The sequence below is a fragment of the Pseudomonas sp. AK181 genome (assembly GCF_051122975.1).
Lineage (GTDB): Bacteria > Pseudomonadota > Gammaproteobacteria > Pseudomonadales > Pseudomonadaceae > Aquipseudomonas > Aquipseudomonas lactis.
Map to the genome: position 1 here is coordinate 5,734,826 of NZ_CP146348.1, position 13,458 is coordinate 5,748,283.

The 13,458-nt window shown below is 62.1% G+C and carries 13 protein-coding genes; 6 read left to right on the forward strand and 7 right to left on the reverse strand.

Going from position 1 to position 13,458, the window contains the following annotated elements; all coding sequences use genetic code 11:
- Positions 1 to 9 precede the first annotated feature (9 nt).
- Positions 10 to 1,236, reverse strand: coding sequence for a TolC family protein (locus tag V8689_RS26285; protein WP_056787012.1), 1,227 nt, complete (start codon positions 1,234 to 1,236; stop codon positions 10 to 12).
- Between the two features lie 109 nt (positions 1,237 to 1,345).
- Complete coding sequence (locus V8689_RS26290) at positions 1,346 to 2,251, reverse strand: cation diffusion facilitator family transporter (protein ID WP_056787014.1); 906 nt, start codon at positions 2,249 to 2,251, stop codon at positions 1,346 to 1,348.
- A 217-nt stretch (positions 2,252 to 2,468) separates the two neighbouring features.
- Here V8689_RS26290 and V8689_RS26295 point away from each other — a divergent pair, with 217 nt between their 5' ends.
- Positions 2,469 to 3,839 carry a gluconate:H+ symporter gene (locus tag V8689_RS26295; protein ID WP_056787017.1) on the forward strand — a complete coding sequence of 457 codons (1,371 nt, stop codon included), beginning with the start codon at positions 2,469 to 2,471 and terminating at the stop codon, positions 3,837 to 3,839.
- Between the two features lie 3 nt (positions 3,840 to 3,842).
- On the opposite strand, the gene V8689_RS26300 is transcribed toward V8689_RS26295, so the two are convergent.
- The gene (locus V8689_RS26300; protein WP_003188295.1) at positions 3,843 to 5,132 is read right to left on the reverse strand and encodes an MFS transporter; all 1,290 of its coding nucleotides are present in this window, start codon (positions 5,130 to 5,132) and stop codon (positions 3,843 to 3,845) included.
- 186 nt (positions 5,133 to 5,318) lie between these two features.
- Here V8689_RS26300 and V8689_RS26305 point away from each other — a divergent pair, with 186 nt between their 5' ends.
- The gene (locus V8689_RS26305; protein ID WP_003188294.1) at positions 5,319 to 6,737 is read left to right on the forward strand and encodes a short-chain fatty acid transporter; all 1,419 of its coding nucleotides are present in this window, start codon (positions 5,319 to 5,321) and stop codon (positions 6,735 to 6,737) included.
- Positions 6,738 to 6,846: 109 nt separating this feature from the next.
- On the opposite strand, the gene V8689_RS26310 is transcribed toward V8689_RS26305, so the two are convergent.
- Positions 6,847 to 7,137, reverse strand: coding sequence for a nucleotidyltransferase family protein (locus V8689_RS26310; RefSeq protein ID WP_056787019.1), 291 nt, complete (start codon positions 7,135 to 7,137; stop codon positions 6,847 to 6,849).
- A gap of 156 nt (positions 7,138 to 7,293) precedes the next feature.
- On the opposite strand from V8689_RS26310, the gene acpA reads away from it, so the two are divergent.
- The 3 genes from acpA (at position 7,294) to V8689_RS26325 (ending at position 10,943) form a co-directional block, all read left to right on the forward strand.
- A complete protein-coding gene (acpA, locus tag V8689_RS26315) occupies positions 7,294 to 8,994 on the forward strand; it encodes an acid phosphatase (RefSeq protein ID WP_056787024.1) in 1,701 nt (566 codons plus the stop codon).
- Between the two features lie 119 nt (positions 8,995 to 9,113).
- Positions 9,114 to 10,283, forward strand: a complete 1,170-nt coding sequence (locus V8689_RS26320; protein WP_056787028.1) for a hypothetical protein — start codon at positions 9,114 to 9,116, stop codon at positions 10,281 to 10,283.
- 135 nt (positions 10,284 to 10,418) lie between these two features.
- A complete protein-coding gene (locus tag V8689_RS26325) occupies positions 10,419 to 10,943 on the forward strand; it encodes a hypothetical protein (protein WP_056787029.1) in 525 nt (174 codons plus the stop codon).
- Here the strand turns inward: V8689_RS26325 and can are convergent.
- Entirely contained in the window at positions 10,940 to 11,584 is a 645-nt protein-coding gene (gene can / locus V8689_RS26330) for a carbonate dehydratase (protein ID WP_003188288.1), read from the reverse strand. The genes V8689_RS26325 and can overlap by 4 nt on opposite strands.
- Positions 11,585 to 11,722: 138 nt before the next feature.
- Between can and V8689_RS26335 the strand changes: the two genes are divergently transcribed.
- Positions 11,723 to 12,127 (forward strand): hypothetical protein, encoded by a 405-nt coding sequence (locus V8689_RS26335; RefSeq protein ID WP_056787032.1) that lies wholly within the window; start codon positions 11,723 to 11,725, stop codon positions 12,125 to 12,127.
- Positions 12,128 to 12,260: 133 nt separating this feature from the next.
- Here V8689_RS26335 and rimI read toward each other — a convergent pair whose 3' ends face one another.
- Complete coding sequence (gene rimI / locus V8689_RS26340) at positions 12,261 to 12,713, reverse strand: ribosomal protein S18-alanine N-acetyltransferase (RefSeq protein ID WP_003188286.1); 453 nt, start codon at positions 12,711 to 12,713, stop codon at positions 12,261 to 12,263.
- Positions 12,706 to 13,452 (reverse strand): hypothetical protein, encoded by a 747-nt coding sequence (locus V8689_RS26345; RefSeq protein ID WP_056787034.1) that lies wholly within the window; start codon positions 13,450 to 13,452, stop codon positions 12,706 to 12,708. Before V8689_RS26345 ends, rimI begins: the two co-directional genes overlap by 8 nt.
- Positions 13,453 to 13,458 lie beyond the last annotated feature (6 nt).

The window sequence follows — 13,458 nt, forward strand, 5'->3', positions numbered from 1 at the left end:
CAGGAAAAATCAAAAGCGGGCGAGGTCGCCGTAAATGCGCTCGATGCGTACCCAGGCCTCGGTGGCCTGGGCGGTGGCAGCAAGGTATTGGGTGCGGGCCGCGATCAAGGTGCGCTGGGCGTCGAGCACGTCGAGGAAGTTGAACTTGCCCATCTCGAAGCCACGGGTGGCGCTGTCGACCGCACTCTGTGCGGCGGGCAGGATCTGTTGGTTGAACGCGCGCACTTCGGTGTTCGCTGTTTGCCACAGGTCCAGGGCCTGGCGGGTTTCGGTGCGCAGGCGCAACTCGGCGGCGTTGCGCAAGTCGCGGGCCTGGTCGGCGCGTCGAGTGGCCGCGAGGATGTTGCCCTGGTTGCGGTTGAACAGCGGAATGGGCATCGACACGCCCACCAGGTTCACCCGTTCGCGCACGCTGGCGTCGTATTGGCTGCCGATAGACACATCCAGGTCCGGAATGCGCTGGGCTTTTTCCAGGCCCACGCTGGCTTCGTTCTGCACAATGTTGAGTTCGGCCAGGCGCAGTTCCGCAGTCTGTTCAAGACGAGCCAGCAATGGCGCGGCGGCGGGTAACGCCGGTACCAAGGTACTTGGCGCAGCGACGGCCTGGAAGTCGGTGGCGGCGCTGCCGGTGCTGGTGGCGAGGCGACGGTAGGCGTCAGTGAGGCCGACCTGGGCGCGGTTCAATTCCAGGCGGATTTCCGACACCTGCACCTGGGCGCGAGTGGCTTCCACTGGCGACGATTTGCCAGCGGTGACGCGCCCGTTGGCGACCACTAGGCCGCGTTCGGCAAGCGTCATGGAGCGTTGCGCCAGGTCGAGGCGTTCCTGGGCGCGCAAGGCGCCGTAGTAGCTGTCGATGACCTCGGCGCGCAACTGGTTGCGACGCTGCTCCAGGGTCAGCGCGGCGGCATCCTGGGCACGGCTGGCCACTCCGATGCGTGCACCGCGCTTGCCGCCCAGTTCCAGGGTCTGGCTGAGCTTGATGCTGGTGGTGCGGCTGTTGCGGCGGGTGTCTTCGGCGTCCCAGGAAGCCACCGGGTTGGGGATCAGGCCGGCCTGCTGGCGACCGCCCTGGGCGATGTCGATTTCCCATTGTGCGGCCGCCAGGTCCGGGTTGTTGGCGAAGGCGGTTTGCAGGGCTGTATCGAGGGTGAGGGGTTGTGCCTGGGCGGCGTTTGCGGATATCCACAAGGCCAATGCCGCCGCCCCCAACAGTGTTCTAACAAAAATTGCCATAACGAGAGTTCCACGCCCATGAAGTCGCTGAGGTTTCCCAGCGGGGGCAATGTAGCTTTCGGTACTTATCAGGGCCGTGGGCGAAAGATTACAAATCCGTTAGCCAGGCTCAGGCATGCACCTCGTCATGCTCGTCGTGCTCAAAACCCTCGCCCTCGACCTGGATCGTGGCATGGGAAATATCGAATTGTTCGTGCAGTAACTCCGTCACTCGGCTGAGGATCTGTTGCTCGCTGCCTTGGGACGCATCCGCGACCAGGTGCGTACTCAGCACGTTCTTGCCACTGGTGAGGGCCCAGATGTGCAGGTCGTGCACGTCCTTGACCCCAGGCACGCTGCGAATGCCCTGCTCGACCTGCTCGATGTCCACACCCTCCGGCACACCTTGCAGCAGGATGTTCATGCTCGCCTTGAGCAACGTCCAGGTGCGCGGCAACACCCAAAAACCGATGGCGGCCGCGACCACGGAATCGACCCAACCCCAGCCAGTGAACATGATCACCAGCGCGGCAATGATCACGCCGACGGAGCCCAGCATGTCGCTCCAGACTTCCAGGTAGGCGCCCTTGACGTTGAGGCTCTCGCCGCTGGCGGCGCTGAGCAAACGCATGGAGATCAGGTTGACCACCAGCCCCAGGAGCGCAATCACCAGCATGCCGGTGGACTGGATCTCGGCGGGCACCTGCAGCCGTTGGTAAGCCTCGTACAAGATGTAGAACGCCACGGCGAACAGCAGCAATGCATTGAAGGCGGCCGCCAGGATCTCGAAGCGTGCATAACCGAAGGTGCGCTTGCGGTCTGCCGGGCGCTTGGCGACCTGGATTGCCACCAGAGAAATTGCCAGAGCCAGAGCGTCGGTCATCATGTGCGCCGCATCGGACAACAGCGCCAGGCTGCCGGTGACAAAGGCGCCGATCACTTCGGCGAGCATGAAACTGCCGGTGAGTCCCAGGGCGATCCATAACTTGCGTTCGTGGCCGGCGCGTACTTGGGCGTGGCTGTGTCCTGCGCTCATGAAATGTCCTCGTGGGTTGGGATGGGGCGGATCATAGAGCTATAGGCCAGATCCACTGGCATGGTTTGCAAAATTGTCATCTGAGCGCCAGCGCGTCGTTACCTTCAAGCGCACCAAAATCGCCCATGCACGCGTTGGGGGCGTTGCATCAGGTATGCTTTTCAGACTGAAACAAAAAGAAACATATTAGCCAACCTGCTCGATAAGGAGTCCCGTCTTGGAGTTATCGACTGCCGCGTGGATGGTTCACGACACCCGCCTCATGCTCTGCGTGCTGTTGGCCATCGCCAGCATCATTGTGCTGATCAGCGCGACTAAACTGCCGCCCTTTCTATCGATTCTGATCGGCACCTTTATCGCCGGGGTCGGCGCCGGCCTGCCGCCGGAAGAAGTGGCCAAGGCGTTCAGCAAAGGTGCCGGGGCGATTCTGGGGGAAGCCGGGATCATCATTGCCCTGGGTGCGATGCTCGGCGCGCTGATGGCCGAATCCGGCGCGGCCGACCGTATTGCTACCACGTTGCTCGGGTTGGGCAAAGGCAAGTCATTGCCCTGGGTGATGGCGCTGGTCGCCATGGTCATCGGCCTGCCGCTGTTCTTCGAAGTGGGCCTGGTGATGATGGTGCCGATCATCTTTGTGATGGCCAAGCGTTCGAACCAGCCGTTGCTGAAAATCGCCATCCCGGCACTGGCGGGCATGACCACCCTGCATGCCTTGATGCCACCGCATCCGGGGCCGCTGATTGCCGTGGGCGCGTTGCACGCCGACCTGGGCCTGACCATGTTGCTGGGCTTTTGCCTGGCGGTGCCGGCCGTGATCCTGGCCGGGCCGCTGTATGGCAACTGGCTGTCCAAGCGCCTGCACGTGGATGAACCGGCCGATATCGGCGCCTTGTTCAGCGCACCGCCCAAGGCCCCGCGCCAGCCGAGCTTTGGTGTGTCGTTGCTGATCATTCTGTTGCCGGTGATCCTGATGCTCGGCAGCACCTTGGCCAAAGTCGCGTTGGCGCCGGAAAGCACCCTCGCCCTGACCTTGAAATTCCTCGGTGAACCACTGGTTGCCCTCGGCCTGGCGGTGATCGCCGCGGTCGTCTGCCTGGGTTGGGCGGCGGGCATGCCATGCGCCGACGTCGGCAACACCCTGCGCAAAGCCCTGGCGCCCATCGCCGTACTGCTGCTGACCATCGGCGCCGGCGGCGGCCTCAAGCAAACCCTGCTGGACGCCGGCGTCAGCCAGACCATCAGCAAAGTCGCCGAAGGCGCACACATGCCCTACCTGCTGCTGGCCTGGCTGATCGCCGTGGCCCTGCGCCAAGCCACCGGCTCGGCCACCGTGGCCACCACCACGACCGCCGGCATCCTCGCGCCGATGATGGCCGGGTTGGCGGCGACGCAAAGCTCATTGGTCGCCCTGGCCATCGGCGCCGGCTCGGTGTTCTTCTGCCACGTCAACGACGCCGGGTTCTGGATGGTGCGTGAGTACTTTGGCTTGCAGTTGAAACAGACGATCTGGGTGTGGTCGGTGTTGCAGACGATTGTTTCGGTGGTTGGGTTGGTGGGTACTTTGTTGCTCTGGCACTTCCTGACCTGACCCTCAGGCGGCCAAGGTGTGGCGCTTGCCAAACAACGCCACACTCGCCACGCCCACCGCCCCCATCACTACGCAATACCCCACGCAGATCCACGGGCTGGTCGGCATCAGCGCGATCAACAACAACGGCGTGGTGCTCGCCCACAGCGCATAGGCGATGTTGTAGGTGAAGGAAATCCCCGACACCCGCACCTGCGCCGGAAACAGCCCGACCATCACCGACGGCACCGCGCCCACCACGCCGCAGCTCAGGCCCGCCACGGCGTACGCCGCGCCGAGCCACACGCCGCCGGCGATCAGGCTGGCGTACAGCAGGGCAATGCCCACCGGCAGCAACAGGCTGTAGACCAATACCGCGCGCCACGCGCCGATGCGGTCCACCAGCAGGCCGGCGAGGACGCAGCCGATATTCAGGAAGACGATGCCCAAGGCGCTCAGGGCAAAGGTGTGGCTGGGGCTCATGCCGAAGGTTTTCTGCATCATGGTCGGGGTGATGACCACCAGCACCACCACGGCAGACGTCAGCACGCAGGTGAGGATCATCGCCGGCAGCAGCACGGCGCGATGGTCGCGCAGCACGGTGCGCAAGGGCATTTCGGCGGCGGCCTGGCGCCGCGCCTGCATTTCCAGGAACACCGGGGTTTCACTGAGCCAGCGGCGCAGCCATACGCCGATCACACCGAATACGCCGCCGAGCAGGAAGGGGAAGCGCCAGGCGTAGTCGAGGATTTCGGCCGGGGTGAAGACTTGCGCGAGCAAGGTGGCGGTCAGCGCCCCTAGCAGGTAACCGAAGGTCAGGCCGGCCTGCAAAAAACCCAAGGCGTAGCCACGGTGGTGACGCGGCGCGTGCTCGGCGACGAAGGTCCAGGCGCTGGGCACTTCGCCGCCCACCGCTGCGCCTTGCAGCACGCGCAGCGCCAGCAGGATCAGCGGAGCGAAATAGCCGATTTGCGCGTAGGTCGGCATGATGCCGATCAGCAGGCAGGGCAAGGCCATCATCAGGATGCTCAGGCTGAAGACGCGCTTGCGCCCCAGGTGGTCTGCAAAGTGCGCCATCAGGATGCCGCCCAGTGGGCGGGCGAGGTAGCCGGTGACGAAGATGCCAAAGCTTTGCAGCAGGCGCAGCCACTCGGGCATTTCTGGGGGGAAGAACAGTTGGCTGAGGGTCAGCGCAAAGAACACGAAGATAATGAAGTCGTAGATTTCCAGGGCTCCACCCAAGGCGGCCAGGCCCAGGGTTTTGTAGTCGGAGCGGGAAAAACGCTGCGCCCGTGGGGAAAAGGTGGCAGTCATGTGCAGGCTCGGCAGACAAACAAAATGGCGTGCAGGTTATGAGCTGAGCCCATCGATGGCAATCGCGACGGATATATTTGTTTTACTCATTGATCGTTGAAGATAACTACATTCCCAAATCAATGGCCGTAGAGGAACATGCCGTAAAACTGCCAAACCCCATAATAACTACAAGAGGAAAGACTCGTGGCCGATGCTATCGAAGACAGCCGCTATGCACGATTTGCCCTGCGTTGCTCCAACTTCGCCGAACGCTGGTTTCCTGACTCCTGGGTGTTTGCCGCCCTCGCCGTGATCATCGTCGCCGTGGCGACCCTGGGCATGGGCGCCGCACCGGCCGAAGCGGCCAAGGCATTTGGCGACGGGTTCTGGAGCCTGATCCCGTTCACCATGCAGATGGCCTTTGTGGTGATCGGCGGTTACGTGGTCGCCAGCTCACCACCGGCGGTAAAGTTGATCGACCGCCTGGCACGTATTCCCAAGAATGGTCGTTCGGCCGTGGCCTGGGTGGCGTTGATTTCCATGGTGGCTTCATTGCTTAACTGGGGCTTGTCCCTGGTGTTCGGCGGTTTGCTGGTGCGGGCACTGGCACGGCGCACGGATTTGCGCATGGACTACCGCGCCGCTGGTGCTGCTGCGTACCTGGGCCTGGGGGCCGTATGGGCGCTGGGGCTGTCATCGTCGGCCGCGCAGTTGCAGGCGAACCCTGCCAGCTTGCCGCCGTCGATTCTGTCGATCACCGGGATGATCCCGTTTACCGAGACCATTTTCCTGTGGCAATCCGGCGTGCTGTTGCTGGCGCTGATCGTGGTGTCGCTGATTATCGCCTACGCCACCGCGCCTGGCCCCAACAGCGCCCGGGATGCCAAGGCCTGCGGCATTGACCCGGCCTTCAACCTGCCCAAGCCGCAAGCACCGACGCGCCCCGGTGAATGGCTGGAACACAGCCCGTTGCTGACCATTCTGCTGGCGTTGCTGGCGGCCGGCTGGCTGTTCCATGAGTTCTCGACCAAGCCGGCGATCAGCGCTATCTCGGGGCTCAATACGTATAACTTCCTGTTCATCATGGTGGGCGCGCTGCTGCACTGGCGCCCGCGCAGCTTCCTCGATGCCGTGGCCCGTGCGGTGCCGACCACCACCGGCGTGCTGATTCAGTTTCCGCTGTACGGCTCGATCGCCGCACTGATGACCGTGGTCAAGGGCGGCGACGGCCAGACCCTGGCGCACCATATCTCGACGTTCTTCACCTCCATCGCCTCCCACGACACCTACGCCCTGCTGATGGGTGTGTACTCGGCGGTGCTGGGTTTCTTCATTCCCTCGGGTGGCGGCAAGTGGATTATCGAAGCGCCGTACGTGATGCAAGTGGCCAATGACCTGCAATACCACCTGGGCTGGGCGGTGCAGATCTACAACGCCGCCGAGGCGCTACCGAACTTGATCAACCCGTTTTATATGTTGCCGTTGCTGGGTGTGCTGGGGCTGAAGGCGCGGGATTTGATCGGGTTTTCGTTTGTGCAGTTGCTGGTGCATACGCCGCTGGTGCTGTTTTTGCTGTGGGCGTTGGGGACGACGTTGAAGTATTTACCGCCTGTGATGCCTTAAAAGGGGTTGATGAGGGCTTGCTCGCGAATGTGGACTGTCAGAAAAAATCCGGCGACTGACACACAGCCTTCGCGAGCAAGCCCGCTCCCACAGTATGTTCTGCGCCCTGTCATACCGATTTGGCGTCAGCCAATATCTGATGGCGTAGTTTTGCTGGCAGATCACCGGGTGTAAGCAGGTCAACCTTAACGCCCAACAACTCCTCCAACTCTACCTGTAGGCCACCCAAGTCAAATAGCGTGGTGCCAGGGAGTACATCAACAAGCAGGTCAAGATCACTCCCCTCTCTGTCTTCGCCCATTGAAGCAGAGCCAAAGACTCGCGGATTAAAGGCTCGAAAGCGAGTAACCATCACACGAATAGCGACCCTGTTCAGATCAAGTGCGGTAGAAGGCTTCACAGTTCACCTTGGCGACGTTCAACACCTTGCAACCTTAGCAGCGCTTGAGCCGTGTAGACACGCCCCGCCCATCACACGCCTGTCTTTGTTCCGTCACATTCCATTGCTACCGTCCTGCGAAATATCTTGCAACATCTCGCCAAGGATTCCCCCGCAATGAGTGATGAGCACGAAGACCTTCCCCCCTCCGATTCCGCCATCCAACCGAGGGTAGACACCAGCCGTAGGCGCTTCCTCGGCGGTGCGGCGGTGTTGGGGGTGGGTGCGACTTTGAGTGCCTGCGGCAATACCAGCGAAGCACCGAGCCCACCCGTGACGCGGCCGCTCACGCCCCAGGAGTTGGATAAGGCATTGCGCGAGCAGGTGAAGACCGTGGTGGTGATTTACGCCGAGAACCGCAGCTTCAACAACCTGTTCGCCGATTTCCCCGGGGTGGAGAAACCGCTGTCGGCGTTAACCGCCAAGGATTTCCAGCAGCGCGATCGCGATGGCAGCGTATTGCCTGCCCTGCCACCGAACTGGGGCGGTGTGTTGCAGGTCGGCCCGCAAACGGTGGACGGGGTGACTTACCCCAGCGAAGTGCAATTCCAGCAAAACCTGCCCAACGCACCCTTCGCCCTCAAAGGCCCGCAGGGCGAAGACCTGCCATTGAGCCTGGTCACTCGCGACCTGTGGCATGTGTTCTACCAGAACCAGATGCAGATCAACGGCGGCAAGAATGATGGTTTTGTCGCCTGGGGCGATTCCGGTGGGCTGGTGATGGGCCATTACGCCCAGAGCCGTTATGCCCTGCGCCTGTGGGACGTGGCCAAGGAGTTTGTGCTGTGCGATAACTTCTTTCAGGGCGCGTTTGGCGGCTCGTTCCTTAACCATCAGTACCTGATCAGCGCCACCGCGCCGTTTTATCCCAATGCCGCGCAGTCGGTGGCCAAGGCGCAGATCGCTACGCTGCAAAGCGATGACCCCAGCGACACGCGCCTCAAGCCCTTGGACACCTCCCCGGCCAGCGCCATGACCGGCCCGCCACAATTTGGCCCCAGCGCGCTGACACCCGATGGTTACGGCGTAAACACCCTGGCCCCACCCTACTGGCCCACCTGGATCCGCGACCCGCAAAATCCGGATTACTCCAAGCCCGACCTGCCCAATGTGCTGGTGCCGCAAACCCACGAGCATATTGGCGACAAGCTGTCGAAAAAGAACATCGACTGGGCCTGGTACGCCGGTGCGTGGCAAGCCACCCTGGAGCAGTTCAAGGACTCCGGCGGCATCCCCAAGATTCCGAATTTCCAGTACCACCACCAGCCGTTCAATTACTTCAAGCAGCAAGGGCCGCAAAACCCGGCAGAACGTGCCAAGCGCCTGCGCGACGGCGGTTTGGGCGATGAGTCGAGCACCAACCGGTTCTTCGCCGACGCCCAGGCCGGCAAGCTGCCTGCCGTAAGTTTCTACAAACCCCAGGGCAACCTGAACATGCACGCCGGCTATGCCGATGTGGCCTCGGGCGACCGCCATATCGCCCGCGCCTTGAAGGTGCTGCAAGAGAGCCCGCAGTGGAAAAACATGGTGGTGGTGGTGACCGTGGATGAAAACGGCGGCTGGTGGGACCACGTGGCGCCGCCCCAGGGTGATCGCTGGGGCCCGGGCTCGCGGGTTCCGGCGCTGGTGGTGTCGCCGTTTGCCCGCAAAGGCACAGTGGACCATACGGTGTACGACACGGCATCGATCCTGCGTTTGATCACCCGGGTGTTCCAGTTGGAGACCCTGGATGGCCTCAAGCAGCGCGATGACGCGATGATCGCGCGCGGCCAGAAACCCATGGGCGATCTGAGCAATGCCTTGCAGTTCAGCCTGTAGAGGCTTATCCAATAACGACATGCCGGGCGATTTAGCACGCGATTTTCCTGGTCAGCCGCTACTGTGTGCAGGTGGGCTTCCATCCCGCGCAGACGGGCTTCGCTGACAAGGAATCGACTATGTTTAAACCGACCAGGCTGTCCTTCACCCTCGTCGCACTGCTGGCGAGTGCGGTCGTACACGCCGACATCGAGGTGCCACTGGGCAGCACGCAGCGCGTCACCCAGTTGTTCGCGTACCCCAACAACTGCAATGTGATCTGCTTTCGGCCATGGTCACTGGAGCAGACCGCCGAACACTATTTGAACCAGAGCCTGCAACGTGACGGTTACAGCCGGGCCAAGGTCAGTGTGAAGTCCCACGACGGTCAGGTCACGGCGACCTTCAGCGGCGTGCCAGACGGTTACGGCCAGCCGCTGACCACGCTGCTCAATACCGCCGACCTGGCTTACCAAGGTGCCCGCCAGCTCAACAGTGACGGCAAATGGGCCTACAACTGGTACCTGTTCCTGCCGTTAGGCATGGCCCTGGAAAACCGCAAAAGCATCGAGCTGTTGCACTTCCCTCCGGATTACTCGCTGACCCAAGCCCAGGATTACCTGGAATCGGCCACCACCGACCGCTGGGCCACCTTGCTAAGCGAAAATGGCGTACCGGCCACGGAAACGCCGGCGTACCAGACCATCATCGATATCGCGCCCATCGCTGCGCCGTCCAATGCCGGCAAAGATCTGGAAACCGTCTATGGCTACTTCACCGACTACCAGACCCGCATGGTCAAGGAACTGAGCCTGCGCCCTGGCGGCGCGTTGCCGATGGTGGCCTTCGGCGCACCGGTGCGTAACTGGATCAAGCAACAATACGGGCAAACCGTGGGCGTGCTGAACCTGGCGCAGATCAGCCCGGAGCCCGGCAAAACCGTCGCGGTATTGGGCGCCAACCACCCAAGCTACATTTGGTACGCGGCCAGCCCCGACAGTTATGACGGTGACGAACAAAAGGCCGACGACGCCGGCTTGAAAGTGATGGGCCAAGACTTGAGCGCCGCCTGCTGGCAAGCCGGCATGGGCCAGAAACCCGCCAGCGATGCCAATGTATTGCTCAAGGCCTGCCTGAATACGTGGCAGGTCACGCGCAAGGAGCAGACGTGTGAGCTGTTCTACACCTCGGTGCGCCAGCTGACGCCCGAGCGCGCCAACGCCAAGTGCGCCACAGCGCCCATCAAGGCACAGTTGAAACAGCTGAGAAATGCCGCCCCCGCGCCCACCGTCACAGCCCCCGCGCTTTAAGGCGAAGAAACCGTTTCTACTGTCAACTTTGACAGTAGAAATCGGATCCCACTTCGGCGAATCTTGGGCCGCGCCCATTTGCTGCAAGACTGGCCGTCACACCCGCACGTCCATGCAGCCCCGCTCAGGAGAGTGATGAAAACTCGAGCCATGGATAAGGCTAAAACGGCTGTGAATGACTGCCTCTATCCCTTCAAGACGCTGCTCGTGGAACAGGGTTACCCCTCAACCGAGCACTTTGAGGTCAAGCAGGATGCTGAGGGGATTTCGGCCAGGGTCACGGCGCGCATTGCCTTTGAGAGTCGCATGCGCATTGCCCAGGTTTCCGGTTATGCCGTGAGCGAACGTCGCCCGCACACGCTGCAGCTGTCACCCCGCATCCACTTGTACGATTGTTGGTTCTGCGGCCTGTTACAGCACTCCTGCAACCCGAACGTGTTTCTGGACACCACGTACCTGGAGCTATGGACGGTGCAACCCATCCACGCCGGCAGCCTGCTGACCCTGGATTACGCCACCACCGAAGACACCCTGGCCCGGCAGTTCGCTTGCCATTGCGGCGAGCTGAACTGCCGGGGCTGGATCACCGGCAGCAAGGAGCCGCTGAACGCCGAAGGCCAGGCCTTCATGGCCTGGTGGCGCGAGCACAAGCGACCTTAGGCTTCGCCCAACGGACGCAGGCGGTATTGCGGCGGCAGTTGCTCAAAGCCACTGATGGTGGTGTTCAAACTCTTCCAGCGGCCGTCCTTGATGCCATAGATGCAACCATGGATCGACAGGCTCTGCCCACGGTGCCAGGCATTTTGCACAATGCTGGTGTGGCCGACGTTGGCCACCTGCTGGATCACGTTGAGTTCGCACATGCGGTCTACGCGCTCTTCTTCGGTCGGCAACTGGGCCAGCACATCGCGGTTTTCGTAGTAAAGGTCGCGAATAGTGCGCAGCCAGCCGTCGATCAGGCCGAACTGGCGGTCCTGCATCGACGCACGCACACCACCACAACCGTAGTGGCCGGTGACGAGGATGTGTTTGACCTTGAGCACATCCACCGCGTACTGGATCACCGACAGGCAGTTGAGGTCGGTGTGCAGCACCACGTTGGCGACGTTGCGGTGTACGAACAGATCACCAGGCAACATGCCGACGATCTCGTTGGCCGGTACACGGGCATCGGAGCAGCCGATCCACAGGTATTCGGGGGTTTGCTGGCGGGCGAGCTTGGCGAAGAATTCGGGATCTTCCTGTTTGATCGCATCCGCCCAGCGTTCATTGTTATCAAGCAGGTCTTGTAGTTCGTTCATCAGGGAAGCCTCAGGAATGATGCGCAGTTTTGTGACTGACAAGCCCTCGTCCGGGTCACGCCAGGCGCTAATTAGCTTGAATTTTTTGGCTGCCATGCCTGTCCACACACTATAAGCCCCACAGTATGAGGATTGGCCATGACTGAATCACGACGTCCCTACGGCGCAACGCAGCCCGAACCGATCGATGACAACGAAGACCGCATGGGTTCGATGCGCGAGCTGGATTTTGACGAGCCCGACCAGACTGCAGAAATCGGCGACGAGCTGCCCCGCGGTGAACGCGACCACTTGATGCCCGACGAACGGGTGCGCGAGGCCGGGCTGACCGGGGCTTCGACGGATGATCATGAAGCTACCGATGACGATATGAGCCCGGAAACGCTGATCCGTGAGGATGGCGCGCGGGATGCGCAGGAGCAAGGCGAAGACAATGCCGCCGACTACGACTTGAGCGTCGTGGGAGAAAATGACATTGGTGGCGGGAATGGGCTGGATGAGGCGGAACTGGCTGATCTGGACCCACTGAACCGCAAGCGCTGATCGATCATCACCCTATGTAGGTGTAGGAGCGAGCTTGCTCGCGAAAAACCCACAGGCGCCGCGTTCATCCAGGAAGCACGCGTTATCGTTGACGTTTTTCGCGAGCAAGCTCGCTCCTACAGCTCACGGTTGTTTAGTCGACGAGGGTGCAGGCCATCACGACTGCATCTTCGCGGCCACCGACTGCTGGGTAGTAATCCCGACGACGGCCGATCTCGTTGAAGCCATAGCGCTCATACAACCGAAACGCGCCGGTATTGCTGTCACGCACTTCCAGGAAACATTCCCGGGCATTGGCCGCATAGGCACGGGACATCAAGTGCTCCAGCAGGGCCAGGCCCAGGCCCCGGCCCTGGTTTTCCGGCTTCACGGTAATGTTCAGCAAGTGCGCTTCATCGAGGATGATCTGCACCACCCCATGCCCCACTTGCTGCTCGCCTTCGAACATCAACCAGATCTGGTACTTGCCCAGCCCGTCGAGAAAAATCCCGCGGGTCCAGGGGTGGCTGAACGCTGCGTATTCGATTTTCAGCACGGCGTCGAGGTCGGCCTCGGTCATCGGGCGAAAGGATAAAGCCTCACTCATCAGTTGTTTTCCAGCGCGCCATCAGCCGGCGCATGGCTTGCCAGACATCAGCCTTACGCTGTGGCTCTTCCATTAATAATTCCAGACCCGGCAGGGCCCACACCGACCCCAGGCCTTCAACCTGCAGCTCGCGGTACCAGGCCTCAGCATTGGCTTCACCGGCAAACCGTACGGCGGGCAGGCCGATCAGCCACAGGCACACGCAGGGCTCGTCTTCCAGACGCGCCGAGACAAACCCCTGGACGAAATCCCGCGCCGCCTCGGGGCCCTGGTCCATGGTGCCGCGCACCAGCAGCGGCCAGCGCACCGGCTCCCCGACAATTTGCGGGCTGTCGGGCAGGCCGGCGGCGCGCAGCATGTCCTTGAGCAACAGGTAGGCCGGGTCACGGGACTGGAAACGCTCGCCGGTCGGCAGTTCTACCAGCAAGAGGCAACGCCCGGCCCGCAGCAACTGCAGGGCAAAGCGTGGCGGCGGCACCACCGGCGCCTTGGCCACCGGCGCAGCCTCTTCGACCACCTTGGCAGCCTTGGTCACCGGCGCCGGGCGAGGCACTTCGATCTTGGCTCGCTCGACCGCCGGACGCGCCTCAGGGGTAGGCTTGACCACCGCCACAGGCGCGGCCGCCTCTTCTCCCGACGACTCGAACGCCTCATAGGGCTCAAGCGCCTGCAACAGCTCGGGCCGCGACGGCGCGGCAAACGGCAGTTCGGTGCGGGGCAGCCAGTTGACCACCTGCATGGCGGT